General features: G+C 73.5%; 16 protein-coding genes and 1 pseudogene. 9 read left to right on the top strand and 8 right to left on the bottom strand.

From position 1 onward, the window contains the following. Positions 1–45: 45 nt before the first annotated feature. Complete coding sequence (locus HA039_RS16190; protein WP_243869489.1) at positions 46–615, bottom strand: Lrp/AsnC family transcriptional regulator; 570 nt, start codon at positions 613–615, stop codon at positions 46–48. Positions 616–873: 258 nt separating this feature from the next. On the opposite strand from HA039_RS16190, the gene HA039_RS16185 reads away from it, so the two are divergent. The 7 genes from HA039_RS16185 to HA039_RS16155 all read left to right on the top strand — a co-directional run bounded on the left by HA039_RS16185 (position 874) and on the right by HA039_RS16155 (position 7,285). Continuing rightward, positions 874–2,460 carry an ABC transporter substrate-binding protein gene (locus tag HA039_RS16185; protein WP_167029986.1) on the top strand — a complete coding sequence of 529 codons (1,587 nt, stop codon included), beginning with the start codon at positions 874–876 and terminating at the stop codon, positions 2,458–2,460. Next, positions 2,450–3,511 carry an ABC transporter permease gene (locus tag HA039_RS16180; protein WP_243869487.1) on the top strand — a complete coding sequence of 354 codons (1,062 nt, stop codon included), beginning with the start codon at positions 2,450–2,452 and terminating at the stop codon, positions 3,509–3,511. The genes HA039_RS16185 and HA039_RS16180 overlap by 11 nt, the downstream gene beginning before the upstream one ends. Further along, the gene (locus tag HA039_RS16175; protein ID WP_243869485.1) at positions 3,508–4,431 is read left to right on the top strand and encodes an ABC transporter permease; all 924 of its coding nucleotides are present in this window, start codon (positions 3,508–3,510) and stop codon (positions 4,429–4,431) included. Before HA039_RS16180 ends, HA039_RS16175 begins: the two co-directional genes overlap by 4 nt. Then, positions 4,428–5,336, top strand: coding sequence for an ABC transporter ATP-binding protein (locus tag HA039_RS16170; protein WP_243869484.1), 909 nt, complete (start codon positions 4,428–4,430; stop codon positions 5,334–5,336). Before HA039_RS16175 ends, HA039_RS16170 begins: the two co-directional genes overlap by 4 nt. Continuing rightward, the gene (locus HA039_RS16165; protein ID WP_167029980.1) at positions 5,336–6,319 is read left to right on the top strand and encodes an oligopeptide/dipeptide ABC transporter ATP-binding protein; all 984 of its coding nucleotides are present in this window, start codon (positions 5,336–5,338) and stop codon (positions 6,317–6,319) included. Before HA039_RS16170 ends, HA039_RS16165 begins: the two co-directional genes overlap by 1 nt. A 76-nt stretch (positions 6,320–6,395) precedes the next feature. After that, entirely contained in the window at positions 6,396–6,851 is a 456-nt protein-coding gene (locus tag HA039_RS16160; RefSeq protein WP_167029977.1) for a DUF4440 domain-containing protein, read from the top strand. Positions 6,852–6,946: 95 nt separating this feature from the next. After that, positions 6,947–7,285 (top strand): YciI family protein, encoded by a 339-nt coding sequence (locus HA039_RS16155; RefSeq protein ID WP_167029974.1) that lies wholly within the window; start codon positions 6,947–6,949, stop codon positions 7,283–7,285. 21 nt (positions 7,286–7,306) lie between these two features. Here the strand turns inward: HA039_RS16155 and HA039_RS16145 are convergent, their stop codons facing one another. The 4 genes from HA039_RS16145 to HA039_RS16130 all read right to left on the bottom strand — a co-directional run bounded on the left by HA039_RS16145 (position 7,307) and on the right by HA039_RS16130 (position 12,318). After that, positions 7,307–9,094 (bottom strand): protein kinase domain-containing protein, encoded by a 1,788-nt coding sequence (locus HA039_RS16145; RefSeq protein WP_243869481.1) that lies wholly within the window; start codon positions 9,092–9,094, stop codon positions 7,307–7,309. A gap of 106 nt (positions 9,095–9,200) precedes the next feature. After that, positions 9,201–10,100: a heme ABC transporter ATP-binding protein gene (locus HA039_RS16140; RefSeq protein ID WP_167029968.1), complete on the bottom strand. Its 900-nt coding sequence runs from the start codon at positions 10,098–10,100 to the stop codon at positions 9,201–9,203. Further along, the gene (locus HA039_RS16135) at positions 10,097–11,221 is read right to left on the bottom strand and encodes a FecCD family ABC transporter permease (protein WP_167029965.1); all 1,125 of its coding nucleotides are present in this window, start codon (positions 11,219–11,221) and stop codon (positions 10,097–10,099) included. The genes HA039_RS16140 and HA039_RS16135 overlap by 4 nt, the downstream gene beginning before the upstream one ends. Further along, positions 11,218–12,318: a heme/hemin ABC transporter substrate-binding protein gene (locus tag HA039_RS16130; protein ID WP_167029962.1), complete on the bottom strand. Its 1,101-nt coding sequence runs from the start codon at positions 12,316–12,318 to the stop codon at positions 11,218–11,220. The genes HA039_RS16135 and HA039_RS16130 overlap by 4 nt, the downstream gene beginning before the upstream one ends. Positions 12,319–12,379: 61 nt before the next feature. Between HA039_RS16130 and HA039_RS16125 the strand changes: the two genes are divergently transcribed. After that, the gene (locus tag HA039_RS16125; RefSeq protein ID WP_167029957.1) at positions 12,380–13,906 is read left to right on the top strand and encodes an HtaA domain-containing protein; all 1,527 of its coding nucleotides are present in this window, start codon (positions 12,380–12,382) and stop codon (positions 13,904–13,906) included. A 33-nt stretch (positions 13,907–13,939) separates the two neighbouring features. Here the strand turns inward: HA039_RS16125 and HA039_RS16120 are convergent, their stop codons facing one another. Further along, positions 13,940–14,158 (bottom strand): hypothetical protein, encoded by a 219-nt coding sequence (locus HA039_RS16120; protein WP_167021941.1) that lies wholly within the window; start codon positions 14,156–14,158, stop codon positions 13,940–13,942. On the opposite strand from HA039_RS16120, the pseudogene HA039_RS34395 reads away from it, so the two are divergent. Next, positions 14,079–15,170 (top strand): annotated as a pseudogene (locus HA039_RS34395) (HtaA domain-containing protein); the annotation flags it as partial. The gene HA039_RS16120 and the pseudogene HA039_RS34395 overlap by 80 nt on opposite strands. A 465-nt stretch (positions 15,171–15,635) precedes the next feature. Here the strand turns inward: HA039_RS34395 and HA039_RS16110 are convergent. Both HA039_RS16110 and HA039_RS16105 read right to left on the bottom strand, forming a co-directional pair. Beyond that, positions 15,636–18,818, bottom strand: coding sequence for an FG-GAP repeat domain-containing protein (locus HA039_RS16110; protein ID WP_167029954.1), 3,183 nt, complete (start codon positions 18,816–18,818; stop codon positions 15,636–15,638). Between the two features lie 119 nt (positions 18,819–18,937). After that, positions 18,938–19,579 carry a helix-turn-helix transcriptional regulator gene (locus tag HA039_RS16105; protein WP_167029951.1) on the bottom strand — a complete coding sequence of 214 codons (642 nt, stop codon included), beginning with the start codon at positions 19,577–19,579 and terminating at the stop codon, positions 18,938–18,940. Positions 19,580–19,612 lie beyond the last annotated feature (33 nt).

Below are 19,612 nucleotides of genomic sequence, written 5' to 3'. Positions count from 1 at the left end.
GCTACCCCCGCGAGCGCGACCGGGCACCTGATTTATCGCCCCCGGTCACTCCTCCGGGTCCGCCGCCCGCTGCAGGTCCGCGCGGCCCTCCGCCGCCGGGATGAAGCGCGTCATGCCGAACTGGCCCGTCCCGGCCGCGCCCGGCGCGGGGGCGGGCGTCGGTTCGGTGCTCCGGGGCGCGGTCGGCAGGACGTACGGGCGGCGCAGCACCTCGTCGAGGATGATCACGGTCTCCGTGGCGCGCACGGCCGGGATGCTGGCGAGCTGCTCGGTGACGAGGCGGTGCACGGCACTGACGTCCTGGACCCGGATCTGGATCATCGCGTCGTGCTGACCTGTGGTGATGGCGCAGTACTCGACCTCCGGCATGGTGGCGAGGGTCGCGCGGAACTGCTTCCAGAGGTCCTGGCGGACGGTGACGAAGACCAGCGCGCAGATGTCGAGCCCGATGCGGGACGTGTCGACGCGGGCGCTGAAGCCGGTGATCACGCCGTCGGCGCGGAGGGCCTCGAAGCGGGTGTAGGCGTTGGCGCGCGAGATGCCGACCCGCTCGGCGAGCGCGGCCACGGAGATGCGGCCCTGGCCCCGGAGCACGCCCAGGATCTTGAAATGCACCGAATCCAGGGCAAGACCAATGCCTATCCGTCCAGAGCCGCGTTCGCCGGGGGATCCCGGGCTTGACAAATCTTCCACGCTCGCGCCTTTCGGGAACTTTCTGTCTTGTTCTGGTCCTGTTGGCCGGAAGTGTTGGTTAGCTTCACCCCACCCTACGGTGAAACGTCCAGGGATCTCCCTCCGGCGGCCGTCGACGCCCGCCCCCGCACACCCCTCCGCCCCGCCTTCTTCCGCTCGTCCCCGCCCTCGGAGGCACCCATGTCCAGATCGCGCACCGGGTCGTACCCGGCGGCCGTCTCGCTCGTCACCCTGGCCGCGCTCGCCCTCAGCGCCTGCTCCGGTGGCACGTCCGCCCCGGGCTCGGCCGGCGGGAAGACGCTGGTCGTCGACACGTCGTTCAACCTGAAGACCGCCGACCCCGGCCGGGAGTTCGAGCCGACCGGCAGCATCGTCGACAAGGCGCTGTACGAGACGCTGCTGACCTTCAAGGGGGGTGACGTCACCAAGCCGCTGCCGGGGCTGGCGTCCTCGTACGAGGAGTCGCCGGACAGCAAGGTGCTCACCCTGCACCTGCGGGCGGGAGCGAAGTTCTCCGACGGGAGCGCGGTCACGGCCGACGACGTGGTGTTCTCGCTGACGCGCGTGATCGGGCTCAAGGGCAACCCGTCGTTCCTGCTGGACGGCGTCACGGTCGCCAAGAAGGACGCCTCGACGGTCACCCTGACCTCGGAGAAGGCCAACCCGGCGCTGCCGAACATCCTGCCCAACCCCGCGCTCGGCATCCTCAACGCGAAGGCGGTCCGGGCCCAGGGCGGTACGGCCACGGCGGCGGACGCGGCGGAGAAGTACCTGAACAAGAGCTCCGCCGGCTCCGGCCCGTACACACTGACGTCCTTCAACGCGAACACGCAGGTCGTGCTCGCGAAGAACCCCAAGTACAACGGCGCGCAGAAGCCCACGTACGACAAGATCGTCCTGCGCAACGTCCAGGCGCCCACCCAGAAGCTCAACGTGCAGCGCGGCGACAGCCAGATCGCGCTGGACCTGAACTCCGACCAGACGGCGGGGATCGCCGGCGGGCTCAAGGTGCTCAGCGGGCCGTCCTCGGACGTGATCTTCCTGCTGCTGAACCTGGACCCGGGCGTGAGCGACGCCACCGCCGACGCGAAGTTCCGCGAGGCGGTCCGCAAGGGCATCGACTACAAGAGCCTGCTGACCCTCGGCGGCAGCGGTTCCGTACAGCCCGGCGGGGTCATCCCGTCGACGTTCGTCGGCGCGCTGCCCCCCGGGCAGGCCCCGGCCCGGGACCTGGCCGGGGCCAAGGCGGCGCTGGCGGCGAGCAAGATCAAGAACCCGTCGGTGAAGCTCAGTTACGCGAGCGACCTCACCCTGGACGGCCTGTCGTTCCAGTCCATGGCCGAGCGCGTCCAGGCGCAGCTCAAGGAGGTCGGCGTCAAGGTCACCCTGGCGCCCGCCCCCACCACCACCGAGCTGGACAACTACCGGAACGGCAAGGAGCAGGTCGGCCTCTGGTACTGGGGCCCGGACTACCCGGACCCCAGCGACTACCTGGCGTTCCTGCCCGGCGGCCTGGTCGGGCTGCGCGCCGGCTCCAAGGCGGGCGCGGACCCGGCGCTCACCGCGCTGGGCGAGCAGGCGGCCACGACGACGGACGCGGCCGGCCGCCAGAAGCTGTACGAGGAGATCCAGACGGACCTGAACGACGACGGGGCGTTCATCCCGCTGATGCAGCCCAGCCGGCACATCGTGGCGGCGTCGTCGGTGACGGGCCTGGCGTACAACCCGGTGTGGACGATCGATGTCGCTGAGCTCGGTGCCAAGTAAGGGGAAGGGCGGGCGGCGCCTGCTCGCGCGCCACCCGCTGGCCCGCTTCCTGCTGCGCAGGACCGCGACCGCCGTCCTGCTGGCGTTCGGCGTGACGCTGGTCACGTTCATCCTCACCAACCTGGTGCCGGGCGACCCGGCCGCCGCCGCCCTCGGCCAGCGGGCGGTCGGCGACCCGGCGATCGTCGCGCAGTTCCGGCACCACTACGGCCTCGACAAGCCGCTGCCGCTCCAGTACGTCACGTACCTCGGCAACCTGTTCCAGGGCGACCTGGGCGAGTCCCAGCAGAGCCACCAGTCGGTGCTGACGGACCTGAGCACCGCCGTGCCGGCCACCCTGGAGCTGGCCGGGGCCGCGATCGTCGTGTCGCTGGTCGTGGGGGTGGCGTTCGGGGTGGTCGCGGCGCTGCGCCGGGACCGGTTCACCGACCAGCTCCTGCGGGTCGTGAGCCTGCTGGGCGTGTCGGTGCCGACCTTCTGGCTGGCGCTGCTCGCCTTCTACGTCTTCTTCTACCGGCTCGGCATCGCGCCGGGCAGCGGCCGGATCGCCCCCGACCTGACCGCCCCGCCGCACGTCACGGGCCTGTACACGGTCGACGCCGCGCTCGCCGGGCAGTGGCAGGTGTTCTGGAGCGCGGCCGGGCACCTGGTGCTGCCGGCGCTGGTGCTCACCGCGTACACCGTCGGCCTGCTCACCAGATTCACCCGCTCCGCCGTGCTCGAAGTACTGGGCCAGGACTACGTCAGGGCGGCGCGCGCCAAGGGGCTGCCCGGGCGGACGGTGCTGTTCCAGTACGTGCTGCGGGCGGCGCTCGTCCCGGTGATCACGGTCGCGGGGCTGGCCTTCGGGGCGCTGCTGTCGGGCACGGTCCTGGTGGAGTCGATCTTCGCCTGGCCGGGTCTGGGGGCGTACGCGTACCGCAGCGCGACCACCCTCGACCTGCCGGCCGTGATGGGCGTCGGGCTGGTCGTCGGCATCGTGTATCTGACCGTCAACCTCGCCGTGGACGTGCTGTACGGCGTGATCGACCCGAGGGTGAGGGTGCAGTGAAAGCGACGTGGTCCAGCGGCTCCGGGCGGCTCGGCTCCGGGCGGTTCCCTTTCGGGCGGTTCCATCCGCTGCGGCGCCTGCCCCGTGCCTGGCGCAGGCCGCTCGCGGTCGTCGGCGGGGTGCTCGCCGGCCTCTGGCTGGTGATCGTGCTGGCCGCGCCGGTGCTCGCCCCGCACGACCCGCTCGCGCAGGACCTGCCCCGGCTGGCCGGGCCGGGGCCCGGGCACTGGTTCGGTACGGACGAGCTGGGCCGGGACGTCCTGAGCCGCGTGCTCTACGGGGCCCGCGTCTCGATCCCGCTGGCGTTGCTGCTGGTCAGCCTGTCGCTGCTGATCGGCGGGGTCCTCGGGGCCTGCGCCGGGTTCTTCGGGCGGTGGGTGGACGAGACCGTGATGCGGATCGCGGACCTGGTGTTCGCCTTCCCGACCGTCATCCTCGCGATGGTCGTCGCCGCCGCGCTCGGCGCCAGCCTCCAGAACGCGGTGCTCGCCGTCCTGGTCGTCGCCTGGCCCTCGTACGCCCGCGTCACCCGCGGCCTGGTGATGGGCCTGCGCTCGCGCGAGTTCGTGCTCAGCGGGCGGCTGCTGGGCTTCTCCGCCTGGCGGTCGCTGCGCGTGGACGTCCTGCCCAACGTGCTCGGGCCGCTGCTGGTGCTGGCGACCCTCGACATCGGCACGGCGACGCTGCTGCTGTCCGGGCTGTCGTTCCTCGGCCTGGGCGCGAAGCCGCCGACCGCCGAGTGGGGGGCGATGGTCGCGTCGGGGACGCAGCAGTTCGACAAGTGGTGGATCGGGGTCTTCCCCGGCCTGGCGATCCTCACCGTCGTCCTGGCCTTCAACTTCCTGGGCGACGCCCTGCGAGACGCCCTCGACCCCGGCACGGCCCGCACCCTCGGCGCGGAGAAGGAGCGTGTGGCGTGAGCACGGACAACGCGGCGAAGGACCCGACGGAGGATCCGGCGAAGGATCCGGCGGGCGCGGCGCCGGATGACGCCCGGGAGCCGGGCGGGGTACGGGAGCCGGGCGGCGCACCGGAGTTGGGCAACGTCCTGGAGATCACCGGTCTTACCGTCGACCTTCCCGCCGAGGGCGGCCCCCGCCGCATTCTGCACGGCGTTGACCTCGCCCTGCGTCCCGGTCGTATCCACGGGCTGGCCGGCGAGAGTGGTTCGGGCAAGACGATGACCGGCCTCGCCGTCCTCGGGCTGCTGCCGAGCGGCGCCCGCACCACGGGCCGCGTCCGGCTCGACGGCACCGATCTGCTGACCCTGCCGCCCCGCAGGCTCGGCGAGCTGCGGGGCCGGGCGATAAGCATGGTGTTCCAGGACCCGTCGACCAGCCTCCACCCGATGCTCAGCGTCGGGCACCAGCTCACCGACCACCTGCGCCACCACCTCGAGCTCGACAAGAAGGCCGCCCGCGCCAGGGCCGCCGACCTGCTCGGCCAGGTGCGGATCCCCAACCCCCAGGAGGCGCTGGGGAGTTACCCGCACCAGTTCTCCGGCGGGATGCGCCAGCGCATCGCCATCGCCATCGCGCTCGCCTGCGAACCCAAGGTGCTGATCGCCGACGAACCGACCACCGCGCTCGACGTCACCGTCCAGGCCGGGGTGCTCCGGCTGCTGCGCGGCCTGTGCGACGACCTCGGCCTGGCCGTCCTGCTCGTCACCCACGACCTCGGTGTGATGTCCGCGATCGCCGACGAGGTCAGTGTGATGCGGTACGGCCGCGTCGTCGAGACCGGTCCGCGCGGCCGCGTCCTCACCGCACCCAGCCACGACTACACCCGTACGCTCCTGGACGCGCTCCCCGGAAGGAGCACCTGATGACCCCCCTCCCGACCTCGCACCTGACCCCGGTCCCGACCCCGGCACCCGCCCCCCTCCTCAGCGTCGACGACCTCGTCGTCCAGTACCGCCGCCCCGGCGCGGAGCCGACCCGCGCGGTCGCCGGGGTCAGCCTGGAGGTGCGCGCCGGGGAAGTCGTCGGGCTCGTCGGCGAGTCGGGCTGCGGCAAGTCGACGCTGGCCCGCGCGGTCTGCGGGCTCACCGCGCCGAAGGAGGGCACGATCGCGTTCGAGGGCGCCCCGGTGGGACCGCTCGGGGTGCGCCGCCGCGACCCCGGGCTGACGCGTGTGCAAATGGTGTTCCAGGACCCGTACGGATCCCTCAACCCCCGCCGCCGGATCGGGGCCCAGATCGCCGACGGCATCCGCGCGGCGGCCGCGCGCGGCGACGCCGCCGACGGCGCCACCCCGGGAGACCTTCTGACCCGGGTCGGCCTGTCGGCCGACGACGCGGCCCGCTACCCGCAGGAGTTCTCCGGCGGCCAGCGCCAGCGCATCGCCATCGCCCGCGCCCTCGCCGCCCGCCCCCGGCTGCTGGTCGGCGACGAGCCGATCTCGGCGCTGGACGCCTCCGCGCAGTCCCAAGTGGCGACGCTGATGCGGCTGTTGGCCGTCGAGTCGGGCGCCGGGCTGCTCTTCATCAGCCACGACCTGTCCGTCGTACGGCTGATCGCCGACCGCATCGCCGTCATGTACCTCGGGCGGATCGTGGAGACCGGCCCCACCGCCGAGGTCTGGGCCAACCCCCGGCACCCGTACACCCGGGCGCTGTTGGCGGCGATCCCGCAGCCCGACGGCGCCGGCCTGCTGCCCGCCGAACTCCCCGGCGACGTACCGGATCCCGCCGCGCCGCCGAGCGGCTGCCGCTTCCATCCCCGCTGCCCGGTCGCCTTCGACGGCTGCGACCGCGAGGACCCGCAACTCGTCGCGGGCGGCGTCGCGTGCCGCCTGTACGCGGCCTGACCCGAACCAGGGTCCTGGCCCAATCCCCTTCCCTTTCCCCTCGCCTCCCTCCCCGCTCCCACCTAAGGACCTCGCCATGCCCGCCTCCCCGCCCCGCACCGAGCCGAGCGCCCCCAGGAGCGCACGGCCCGGTGGCGCGCCCCCGGACCTCGCGGCGGTGTGGTCGGTGATCACGGAGATGTACGAGGGCTACACCGCGGGCGACCGCGCCCGCATCGACTCGTACCTGGACCCCGAGGCCACCATCTGGGACTCCGACACGTCCGAACTCCTGCTGGGCAAGGAGGAGTTGGACCGGGTACGCGAAGCCAGGCCCACGTCCGGCGGCGGCCCCGCCGAGTCGGGGCTGACGGCGTACGGGCAGGTGATCGACATCTTCGGGGACCTGGCCGTGGCCCGCTACTGGCTCCGGGTCGACTTCCACACGGCCCCGTCGGTCCTGGCCCGCAACACCGCGGTCCTGCAACGCGCGCGCTCCGACGGCCCCTGGCTCATCGTGCACCTGCACGAGGACATCGACGGCACGCCGTAGTCCCGGCCCGGAGGCGGCGTGGTCCCGGCCCGGCGGGGGCGCCCGTCGTAGGGTGAGCGGTGGCCGAAGGAGACCCACAGCCTAGGGAGTCGCAGATGGAGCGGTACCTGATCTCGTTCGACGACGGCACGATGATCATCCCCGAGGGGGAGCTGCCGGCGGTCGCCGACGCCTCGCACCAGGTGGTGAGCGAGGCCCGGGACGCCGGGGTGTGGATCTTCGGCGGAGGATTGCAGAGTCAGCGGGCGAGTGTCGTGGCCACGGACGGCACCGTCGCCGACGGCCCGTACCCGGAGACCAAGGCGGTGCTCGGCGGGTTCTTCGTCATCGAGGTGTCCTCGCGCGCGGAAGCGCTGGAGTGGGCGGCCAAGATGGCCGCCGCGTGCCGCTGCGCGCAGGAGGTCCGGGAGATCATGTACGACCCGGCCTCCTAGGACGGCCCGGGTCCACCCGCTCTACGAGCGCTTCCAGACGGTCAGTTCGGTGGTGTAGTCGGGGAGGGTGCCGGCTCTCATGACAGCCTGGGTGATCCGCAGCATGGCCAGGTTGCCGTCCGTGGTGACGGTGCACAGGACCGTGCCCTCGGGGAGCAGTTCCAGCAGGTCCTTCTTGCCGGTGATCGTGCCCGGGAGCGCGTTGGCGGCGACGGCCGCGGCGCACTGCTCCGGGGTCGTGCCGTCGCTGACGCCGGTGGTGGTGAGGAAGCTCACCGAGGAGTAGGCGCCGAACTCGTGGTAGGTCAGCTCGGTGCCCGCCGGGGCCGAACTGCCGCTCTCGGTCGCCGTCTTCGGCAGGTCGAGGTCCACGTGGCTGTAGGCGGTGGCGGCGGGGGCGCGGAGGGTGAGCGGCTTCTTCTCGAAGAGCGGGGTGTAGGCGCCGGTGGTCGCGGGCGGCGGGGTGTCGGCGGAGGGCGAGGCCGGGGCGGAGGCCGAGGCGGACCCGGACGCGGGGCCGGATCCGGGCGCGGACGTGGAGGGCGAGGCGTGCGCGGGGGCGCCGGCCGCGGACCGGTCGCCGTGGTCCGGGGCGTCGCCGCCGGTGAGCGCCCATACGGCACCGGCCACCACCACCGCGCCGAGTACCGCGGCGGCCACGATGAGCGGGGTCCGGTTCCGGGGGGCGGGGGCGGGGGCAGGCGCGGTGGCGGGTGGGGCGGGTGGGGCCTGGGAGGCGAACGCGCCGTTGGCCGGAGCCGTACCGCCCGGGGGTGCGTGGTTCGGTGCCTGGCCGGGGACGTGGGTGGGCGTGTACGCGGCGTGGGTCGGCGCGGCATGGGGCGCGACCGGGGGTGTTGGCGGCGCCTCGGGGGCCGGGGTGGCGGGCGGGAGTGATGTCGCCGCCTCCGTCCGGCGGGCGATCTCGGCGGCCGTGGCCTCCGGCAGCCAGCCGGTGAAGTCGCGCGCGGGGCGGCCGGAGGCCCGTACGCACCACTCGGCGAGTTCGTCCGGTGCGGGCCGGGCGGCCGGGTCGGCGGCGAGGCAGCGCTCCAGCAGGGGGCGCAGGGCGTCGGGGTAGCCGGTGAGGTCGGGCCGTTGGTGCGGGGTGGCGGCGATGCGGGTGGCCAGGGTGAGGGCCCCGCCGTCGCCGTACGGATGACGGCCGGTCGCCGCGACCGCCGCGACCAGGCCCAGGGAGAACACGTCGGTGGCGGCGGTGAGTTCGCCGAGTTCGCCGCCGTTGACCTGCTCCGGGGACATGTACTGCGGAGTGCCGATGACCCCGCCGCTCCGGGTGAGCCGGGTGGCGTCGTTCGCCCGCGCGATGCCGAAGTCGATCACCCAGGGGCCGTCGGCGCCCAGCAGGATGTTGCTCGGCTTGAGGTCCCGGTGGACCACCCCGGCCGCGTGCACCGCGCGCAGCGCCTCGGCCACGCAGCCGGTGAGCTGGAGGGCGGCGGGCAGCGGCAGCGGGCCGTACGCGGTCAGGGCCTCGTCCAGGGACAGCCCGGGGACGAAGGTCGTGGCGAGCCAGGGCTGTTCGCCGGTGGTGTCGTGGTCGACGACCGGGACCACGTGGTAGCCCCGCACGCGGCGGGCGGCGGTGACCTCCTGCCGGAAGCGGCGGCGGAACTCCTCGTCGCGGGCGTACTCGCGGCGGATCACCTTGAGCGCCACGGGTTGGTTCCCCCGCGTGTGCGAGAGGTAGACCGCGCCCATGCCCCCTTCGCCGATCTTGGCCACGAGGCGGTAACCGGCGACCTCTCGCGGGTCGTCGGGGCTCAGCGGCGCGTTGTTCGAGGTCACGCCGCGAGCCTGCCTCACGAGGTGATCACGTGTCCATGCAATCAATGCATCACCGTGGGTGTGCGTCAACTGGCGTAGTAGGACTGCGCAGTTCACCGATGGATGGTCAGGGGGACGGGCGTCTGGGCAGGACCAGGGGGGCGCCCGTGCGGGGGTGCGGGAGCACCTCGACCGGCTGGCGGTAGACCCGGGTCAGCAGGTCCTCCTCGAAGACCCGGCCCGGAGGGCCTTCGGCGGCGACGCGGCCCTCGTGCAGTACGGCGACCCGGTCGGCGTACGCGGCCGCCAGGCCCAGGTCGTGGAGGACGATCACAACCGCGTCGCCGGCCGCCGCGCGGGTGCGGCAGATCCGTAGCACCAGCTCCTGGTGGCGCAGGTCCAGCGCCGCGGTCGGTTCGTCGAGGAGCAACAGCGGTGCCCGCTGGGCCAGTACGCGGGCCAGGGCGACCCGCGCCCGCTCGCCGCCCGACAGCGTGGTGACGACACGGCCCGCGAACGGCGTCACCTCCGTCGCCGCCATCGCCCGCGCGACCACCGCGTCGTCCCCGTCCGACCGCGGGGTGCCTGACCAGGGCGCCCGCCCCATCCGTACGACCTCCTCGACCGTGAACGGGAAGGCCAGGGTGGCGGTTTGGGGGAGCACGGACCGGCGCAGGGCCAGCTCCGGGGCGGACCAGGCGCGGGCGTCGCGACCGCAGATCCGTACCTCACCGGCGGTGGGGGCGAGATCGGCGGCGAGGGCGGCCAACAGGGTCGATTTGCCCGCCCCGTTGGGGCCGACCAGGGCCAGCACCTCGCCCGCGCGGGCGGTGAGGTCGATCCCGGCCAGCACGTCGGTACGGCTGCCCCGCCCCACCCGCAGGCCGCGGACCTCGGCGACGGCGGCCCCGGCCTCGTACCGCTCGGGCAGCGCCCGCTCGCGGGCGGCGAACCGGGGGAAGGGCGATCCGGTGCGGGACGGTGATGCGGTGCGGGACGGTGATCCTGAGCGGAAGGGTGATCTCATGCCCAGCCTCCCTGTTTGCGGCGGGTGCGGCGCAGCAGCCAGAAGAAGAACGGGCTGCCGAAGAGGGCGGTCAGTACGCCGAGGGGGAGTTCGGCGGGTTCGGCGACGGTACGGGCCGCCAGGTCGCCCGCCAGCAGCACCACCGCCCCGCCCAGCGCGCTCCCGCCGATCAGGAAGCGGTGCCCGGGGCCGGCCGCCATGCGCAGGAGGTGCGGGACGACCAGGCCGACGAAGCCGATGATCCCGGAGACCGACACGGCCGCCGCGGTCAACAGCGCGATGACCAGGACGAGGACCATCCGCAGCCGCTCGACGTCGACCCCCAGGTGGCGGGCGGGCCGCTCGCCGAGCGCGAGCAGGTCCAACTTCCGTGCGTACGACGGGGCGAGGGCGAGGCCGGCGACCGCGCAGGGCAGCACGGCGAGCACCTTGGGCCAGGTGGCCTGGGCGAGCGAGCCGAGCTGCCAGAAGGTGATCTGGTTGAGGGCGGCGGTGTCCGCGAAGAAGATGAACAGGCCGATCAGCGCGCCCGCGAAGGCGTTCACCGCGATGCCGGTGAGGATCAGCGTCACCACTTCGCTTCGCCCGTCCGACCGCGACAGCCCGTACACCAGCAGGACCGTCGCGAGGCCGGCGACGAAGGCGGCCGCCGGGACCGTCCACGTACCGAGGAAGTTCAGGCCGAGCGAGATGCAGCCGACCGCGCCGACCGCCGCGCCGGAGGAGATCCCGATGACGCCGGGTTCGGCGAGCGGGTTCCCGAACACGCCCTGCATCAGCGCGCCCGCGCAGCCCAGGGACGCGCCGACCAGGAGGGCCAGGACGATGCGCGGGAGGCGGACGTTCCACAGCACGGACTCGCCGACCCGGTCCAACTCCCCGCCGCCCAGGCCGATCCGGTGCAGGACCGAGCCGAGGACGTCGCCGGTGGACAGGTCGTAGGCGCCGAGCCGGGCGGAGGCGAGGACGAGGAGGACGAGGGCGGTGGCGAGTCCGGCGGTCAGCAGCCAGGCGGCGCCGCGCGGGGGACGGCGGGGGTCCGAGGGGGGAGCGGGTTGGGTGGGCGGGTGCGTCGGTCTCGCGGCCCGGCCCGTCCCGGCGGGCCGGTCGGTCGTGGTCACTTCGCGCTGCCCTTCCCGTACAACTGCCGGACCAGCGACCGCAGGACCTGGTCGGTGCGCGGACCGTAGTTGAGCAGGACGCCGTCGTCGACGGAGACGATCCGCCGGTCCATCCCGGCGGGTGTCTGCGCCACGCCGGGCAGCTCGACCAGCCCGTCCACCCCGCCGACGGACTCAAGTCCCTTGGTCATGACCAGGATCGCGTCCGGCGCCGCCCGCGCCAGCGCCTCCGTCGTGATCGTGGTGAAGTCCTTGTCCAGCCCGCCGTCCGCCCCCGCGTCCACCGCCCCGGCCGCCTCGATCAGCGGGGTGGCGCCCGATCCCCGGCCGCCGATGAGGTACACCGACGCCGAGCCGCGTACGTAGAGGAACGCGACGCGCGGCCGGTCGTGCTCCTTCGGGATGTCCTTCCGTACGGCGGCGATCCGCCGCTCGGAGCGCGTCGTCAACTCCCGCCCGGCCGGGGCGACACCGAGCGCGCCGGCGACGGTCCCGATGCGGGTGCCGACGTCCGCGAGGCTCTTGGCGGCGTCGATCGTGACGAGCGGGATGCCCGCGTCGCGGATCTGGCCGACGGCCTCGGCGGGGCCGGTGGTGGTCTCGGCGAGGACGAGGTCGGGCCTGAGGGACAGCACGCTCTCGGCTGACACGTCATGGCCGCGCGTCACCACCGGCAGCTGGTCGGCCTGCGCGAAGGTGGCGGTGATGTCGCGCGCGACGACGCGCTTGCCGAGCCCGAGCGTGAAGACGATCTCGCTGAGGCTGCCGGACAGCGGGACGATCCGGTCGGCCTTCGTGACCGTGACCTTCCGGCCGTCGGCGGAGGTGACGGTGACGGGCAGTTCGGGCGCGGGCGTGCCGGCGAGCGGCTCGACGCGGTCGGCGACGGCCGCCGCCGGGGAGGCCGAACCTCCCGGGCCGTCGCCGCTCGTGCCCCCGCCCCCGGCCCCGCCTCCGTTTCCGATTCCGCTCCCGCCTCCGCCGCACGCGGTCGCGGTGAAGGCGAGGGTGAGGGTGAGCGCGGATGCCAGTGCGCCCGCCAGTCGTGTGCGCACGAGCGGCACCGTCCTGTCGTCGGGGGAGGGATGGGTTCCCATCGGGGCAGCAGTAGCTTAGGTTAGCCTCACCTAAGTTGCTAGGGCTCGGAGGGGATTCCCCATGCCATCGTCCAGACGTGCGCGCGCTTCCGGCGTCGCGCTCCTCGCACTGCTCACGGCCCTTTCGGCGGCCCTGCTCCCGGCCACCACCGCGCACGCGGCGGGCCGTTCGGTGCAGGGCGGACGGCTGGACTGGGGCATCAAGTCCTCGTTCCAGTCGTACGTCACCGGGCCGATCGCGCAGGGCAGTTACTCCCTCGGCGGCGGCGCGGCCACGGTCGGCGGGGGCCGGTTCCGCTTCCACTCGGCCACCGGCTCGTACGACTCCGGCACCGGCGCGTTCGCCGCGGGCTTCTCCGGGTCGGTCCGCTTCCTCGGGCACCGGGAGAGCGGCGGCGCGTACCAGCTCGACCTGACGATCAGCCGCCCGACCGTCCGGATCTCCGGGGGCGGCGGCACGTTGTACGCCGACGTCACCAGCACGGAGCGGGGGAGCGGCAGGGTCTCCACCTCGTCGCAGGTCGCCTTCGCCACGCTGGCGCTCGGCGGGATCGACATGAGGGGCGGCGGCGACGTCGTCCAACTCACCAACGTTCCGGCCACCCTTACCGCCCAGGGCGCACGGTCCTTCGCCGGTTACTACACGGCGGGCACCGCGCTCGACCCGGTCAGCCTGTCGGCGGACGTCAAGGCCGCGGCCACCGGGGCGGCGACGCCCGACGGGAGCGGAAAGACCGGGGGATCGGCGGCGGGGGCGGGGGATGCCTCGCGGGATCCGTCCACGAAGCGCTCCGGGAAGGCGTCCGGGAAGGCGTCCGGCAAGGCTTCCGGGAAACCGGCGGAGAAGGGCCCGGTGAACGTCGCGAACGGGGCCGTCGACTGGGGGGTACGACGCACCTTCCGCGAGTACGTCACCGGCGAGATCGCCCACGGCGCGTGGAAGCTCTCGGGCGGCGCCCAGGACGGCGGGGCTCTCTTCCGCTTCCCTCGCGGCAAGGGGACGTACGACGAGGCGAGGCAGACGCTGGACGCCGACTTCGCGGGGACGGTCCGCTTCACCGGCGCGCAGGGCCTCGACCTCGCCCTCGCCGGGGTCCGGGTGCGCGTCGAGAAGGGCAGGGGCACGCTGACCGCCGACGTCACCGGGGGCGGTACCACCACGCCGGACGTTCCCCTGGTCACGTTCGGGGCGAAGCGCCTCAAGGCCGCGAAGGGCCTGGTCAGCCTGGTCGAGGCGCCCGCGAAGCTGACCGCTGAGGGGGCCGGGGTCTTCCATTCCCTGTACCGCGCGGGCACCGCGATGGACCCCGTCTCGCTGGCCGTCGCGCTGAACGGCACCGCGGCGCTCCCCGCCCTGCCCGACCTGGGCAGCGGGGCGGAGGCCACACCCGCGGCGGAGGGGAGCGCGGGGGCGCGGCCCGGGACGGGGGCCGGGCCGCGGACGGAGCCGGAGACGGATCCGGTGGCGGACGCGGCGAACGTGCCGGTGCTGCCGCTGGGGATCGCGGGGGGCGTGCTGCTTGCGGCGGGCGCGGCGTTCGCGGTCGTACGGGGGCGGCGTGGGCGCGCGAGCGCCGGGACGAGCTGACCGGCGCCGGCCCGACCGACCGGGACACACCAGTCACAACCGACCGCCCCCGAACACACCGACCACACCGCCCGCCCCGACCAACACCCCCCGACCAACACCCCCCGACACCAATCCCCACGCCCATTCCACCACCATCACCGCCACCATCGCCCCGAGGAGATCACGCCCCATGTCCACGCGCAGACCCATCGCCTTCGCCGCGGCCGCCGCCACCGCCGTCACCCTGGGCGCCGCCGCCCTGCTGGCCACGCCCGCGTCCGCCGCCGGTACGCCGCTCCAGGGCTACGAACTGACCTGGGGCATCAAGGCGTCGTACCGCGCGTACGTGACCGGCATGGCCGCCGGCACCTTCACCACGGCGTCCGGCGCCTCGCAGGCCGCCGCCAACGGTGCCTTCACCTTCACCGGCGGCACCGGCACGTACGACTCCGCCACCACCACGGTCGCGCTCGGCTTCGGCGGCGCGGTGACGGCCAGGTCCGCGGCGCACGGGTTCGAAGTGACCCTGTCCGACGTCAAGTTCAACAGCGGTACGGCCCAGGTCACCGCCGACGTCACGCGGGCCGGCAAGACCGACGACGACGTGCCCCTCGCGAAGGTCACGGTCAACCGCGCCATGACCGACATGGCCACCACGCTCACCAAGGGCGCGGCGGACGCGCTCGGCAGCCCGGGGTACGAGGGCGTGGCGGGCGACCCGCTGACCGTGGTCAAGAAGCCGGGCGAGCCCCCGGCCCCGACGCCCACGCCGACCCCGACGCCGAGCCCGACTCCCACCCCGAGCCCGACCTCCACCCCGAGCCCCACCCCCACCCAGGCGCCCGTCAGGGGCGACCTCGCCGACGGCCGGCTCGGCTGGGGCGTCAAGGCGTCCTTCCGCTCGTACGTCGTGGGCGCGAACGCCAAGGGCGGCATCACCACCGCCGACGGCGCCTCCCAGGCGACCGGCAACGGCCCCTTCACCTTCACCGACGGGACCGGCGCGTACGACCTTGACGCCGACACCCTGGCGGCCTCCTTCGCCGGTTCGGTCACGTTCAAGGGACACGAGACGGGCGGTGTGTACGGTCTCGACCTGACCCTGACCGGTCTGCGGGTCGAACTCGACGGCGGGGCGGGCACGTTGTCCGCCGACGTCGAGAGCCTCGGCGAGAAGTCCGAGGACGTGGTGCTCGCCGACCTCGCGGCCGACCCGGCCGACCTGACGGCCACCGACGACGTGCTCTCGCTCGACGGCGTCGCGGCCACCCTCACCGAGGCCGGCGCGAAGGCCTTCGGCGACTTCTACACCGCGGGCACCGCGCTGGACCCGGTGAACCTGGACCTGGCCCTCACCGACTCCGCCGAACTGCCCGGCGACACGGGCGGCTCGGGAACGGGCGGTACGGGAACAGGCGGCAGCACCGGCGGACGCAGGCGGCGCAGGAACGACGGGCGGCACGACCGGCGGCACCACGGCCGGCACCACGGGCGGCACGACCGGCTCCACCACCGGCGGCGGCGGCACCACGGGCTCCCTCGGGACCGGCAGCCTCGCCTCCACCGGCGCCGACATCCCGACATGGTTCCTGGGCACGGCCTCCGCCCTGACCGTGGCGGCGGGCGCGGCGATCGTGGTCGTGTCGTCCCGCCGCCGCTCGGCCACCGCCCCTCACCAGGCGTAACCCCGCCCCGGCAGCGGCCCGCCCCACTTCGGGGCGGGCGCGCTACGGGCCCAACTCACCCATTAAGAGAGCGACTTGTACCCGCCCCACCCCGTCGCGACCTTCGTCCGCGCCCCGAACGAACCCTTCCCGTCACCGTAGTTGCGCCACAGCACCCCCGCCGTGTCGCGGGACACCAGGTCGGCCTTGCCGTCGTGGTTGAGGTCGCCGGGCCCGACGATCGTGTTGTACGAGCCGCCCCAGTTGGTGAAGACCTTCACGGCGGCCGCGAAGGTGCCGTTGCCCTTGCCCGCGTACCGGTAGAGGTTGTTGGACTTGTCCTGGATGATCAGGTCGCCGATGCCGTCCCCGTTGAGGTCGCCGGTCCCGACGATCTTCTTGTACGTCTTCCAGTTGGCGTACAGCTGCACACGCGCGGACAGCTTCCCCGCGCTCGTGCCCTTGTACAGGTAGACCGCCCCGGTCGAGGCGTTGCGGGCGACCAGGTCGGGCAGCCCGTCACCGCTGATGTCGCCGGGCGAGGTGAGGACGTCGTACTGCGTCCAGCCGCTCGTCCCGAGTGTCGTGTACGCCGTCGACGGCTTGAGCGCGCTCGTGCAGCCCGGCCGGTACAGGCGCAGGGCCCCACTGCTGAGGCGGACGAGGACGTCGTTGCAGCGGTCGCCGCTCAGGTCGCCGAACGGGACCGCCTTGACGGTGGCGGGCCAGCCCGTACCCGTGAGCTTGTCGCCGAACTTTCCGCTGCCCGTGCCGAGTTGGTACGTCAGGCCGCCCGACGAGCTGAGGGTGAGGACGTCCCCGATCCCGTCCGGCTCGCCCTCGACGCTGTTGAAGTCGTGGCGTGCCGTCGCCCCGCCGAAGACCGATCCCTTGCCGGTGGCCACCGTGGCCGACCCGGTGGTGCCGGGACCGGTCACCTTGAGGGTCCAGGTGAAGTGGCCGTTGGGGAAGTAACTCCCGTTCGTGGCCTTGCCGTTCCACGACGACTCCAGCCACGCCGCGGTGGCGCCGCCGGTGATCGTACGGGTCGCCCTGCCGCGCTCGCCGCTGCCGACCGAGGTGAAGGCCACGGACCAGGACGTGACCGGCCGGGACAGCAGCCACGTGCCGTTCCACGTGCGGGAGTCGGCGTCCGACGACCTGGCCCAGACGAGGTCGTCGACCGCCGCCTGGAAGGTGGCCGGCGCGGACGGCGCCATCCCGGTCGTGGTGACGTGCGTCTGCTCGTACGCGTCGAACCAGGCCACCAGGCCCGTGTACTCGTCCACCGTCCACCGGTGGCGCCGGTCGGCGGCCGCCGCGGCCCCCACCTGCTTCGGGCCCGCCGTCCCGAGCGGCGCCAGCCCGGACGCGAGCACGCGCCTCGCGCCGGTCGCCGCCTCGGTCAGGATCAGCTCGTCCGTGGTGTGGTCGTGGCGTACGGCGAACCCGTCGCCGAGCAGCACGTCCCCGGGCGCGGTGGCGACCGACGTCCCGGCCTTGGTGTCGTACACCCCGGCCGAGGTGGTCCCGCACGCCCAGTACACCCAACGGCCCGCCGCCTGGAGCTCGGTCGGTACGCAGCCGGCGCCGGGCATCCTGACCGTGCTGAGGGTCTTCTTCCCGGTCAGGCTGTACGAGGTGATCGTGCCGGCGGTCGTGGTGGCGCTCCAGAGGGTGGAGCCGTTGAGGGCGGCGGCGCGGACCGTACGCCTGAGCTGCTCGCCCTGGCCGAACTGTCCGACGTACTGGAGGGGTTTGGCGCCCCCGGAGTTGTACACCGCGTAGTCGTCGGAGACGTCGACGATCGACCCGCCCGCGGTCTTGAACTCCAAGGTGGCGCCGGGTGATTGGTCACCGATGGCGACGAGCCTGTCCGCGTTCGGCAGGCCGCTGGCGTCGTCGCCGTCCACATCGTTGAACCGGACGAGGAAGACGTCCTCGGGACCCGAACCGCTGTTGCCCCACAGGGGCGTGCAGCTGACGCCGGGGTACGGGCACACCCCGTTGACCGACCGGCCCGCCTCGGCCGGGCCGGCGGTGAGCGTGGTGCTGCCGTTCGTGGTCAGCGTCCGGACGGACGTGGTGTCCGTGACGGCGCCGGGGTCGTCCTCCACGACGCGCAGGCTGCCCCGGCTGAGCGCGAGGCCGGTCTTGGCGTTCTCGGTCGCGGGGACCGCCCGTACCTTCGCCAACTCCGGCATGCCGTCCGGGCCTTGGCCGACCCGCTGGACCCACCAGTCGGCGGGCCCGGTGCCGCCCGTGATGAGGGCGTGGTCGCCCGGGGCGCCGATCGCGTACGCGCCGGCGGAGTCGAGCAGGGTGTGCGAGGAACCGTCGGCGAGCGATACCGCGGTGAGCGCGCCGCCGGTCACGGTGTCGGTCGGCAGCAGCAGCCAGTCGTCGAGCAGCACGGGGGTGCCGACGAGGGATCCGTACGCGGGCAGGCCGACGACCTTTTCCTCGGCGGCGAGGTCGCCGCGGGGCTTGAGGTGGAGCCTGCCCGCGCCGGGTTCGGCCTCGGCGTCGAACCAGCCGACCCACTTCTCGCTCTGCACGGATCGTGTGGAGTACGCGGAGGCCGGGATCTCGGCGAAGGCCTCGGTGCTGACGCCGCTCTCGACGTCGATGGAGAAGAGCCCGGTACGGGTCGAGACCAGCACACCGGACGCGTCCGCGGCCTTGACGGTGTTGTCGGAGATGGTGAACGAGTCGCCGGTGACGGGCCGTTCGCGCCGCTCACCGTCCACGGTGTCGATCAGCGTCCGCTCGGTGACGACGGTGTCCCCCGCGAGCGCCCGGTAGTAGTAGGCGGACGTGACGGTGGACGAGGCGCGGGTCGCCGGGTCCCAGAGGGTGACGGTCCTGCTGTTCAGGGCCGACGGCAGGGCGACCAGGTCGCCGTCCGCGCCGTACCAGGCCGTCCGGCAGTCCGAGTCGAGCTCCGTGCACCCCTGGCCGGGCGTGTAGACGCCGGCCGCGTTCCCGACGGCGACGGTCGTGCCGCGCTCGTAGTCCGTCCACAACAGGCCGTCGAACCCGCTCTGCCGGTGCAGGAATCCGGTCGTACCGGCACTGAGCGGCCGGTCGGCGCGGGGCCGCGGCGAGCTGGGGTCGGCGAGCGTGATGTGTGTGGTGCCGGCGGCGGCGGTGGCCCCCTGGGCGGCTTCGACGCCCCCGGAGGCGACGGTGACGGCCGCGACGGCGACCACGAGCGAGGAAACGGCGACGGCGAGCCCGCCCCGTTCCAGGGCGTGTCTGCCCACGTGATGTCCCTCCCCGCGAGGGACTCCGCCCTCGCACAAGGGAGCGAACGTTACCAGTGGGTCCGGTGTGGATTGCGTGTGAGTTCGCTGTGCGTCGGCTGTGTGTGTGGGGGGGGGCGTCAGATGAGACCGGTGCGTATGCCGTACGACACGGCGTGGGCGCGGTTGCGCAGGTGCAGGCGCTTCATCAGGCCGTACAGGATGTACTTCACGGTGCGTTCGGAGTACGAGAGCCTGGTCGCGATCTCGCTCAGCTCCTCGCCCTCGGCGACGAGGCGCAACACGTCCACCTCGCGGGGGCTGACTCCGGAGGCCGTCAGGCCGCGCGGGGAGAGCACTTCCCTCTGGGTCCGGCTGACTTGCTCCATCAACGTGCCCTGGAGGTCGGCCGGGAGGCTGCCGCCGCCCTCCGTGACGGTGAGCAGCGTCCGGATGAACGTCTCCGGGCTGAAAGAGTCGCGCCACAGCACCGCGCGGACCCCGAGGTCGACCGCGGCCGCGACGTCCGCCTGCCACCGCTTCCCCACGACCATCGCGAAGCGCGCCTCCGGCTTGTCGCAGAGGCCGGTCAGCAGGTCGAGGGAGGAGGCGTCCGCGACATCCACGGCGACGACGACGACGTCGGCCTCCCCGATCCGGTCGGGCGGGACCTCGCGGGTCCGGCGGTCGTTCCGGAGGTAACTGACCAGGCCCGCCCGGACGATGGCGTCGGGCGAGTGGATCGCCACCCGCACGGTGTCGGTGAGTACCTGTTGAGGCATGTGCCCTCTCCCTCCGGGACTCAAGTGGTTCCT

The organism is Streptomyces liangshanensis (assembly GCF_011694815.1).
GTDB lineage: Bacteria > Actinomycetota > Actinomycetes > Streptomycetales > Streptomycetaceae > Streptomyces > Streptomyces liangshanensis.
The sequence above is the reverse complement of the archived record's forward strand: the minus strand, read 5'-3'. Positions and strand labels throughout refer to the sequence as shown.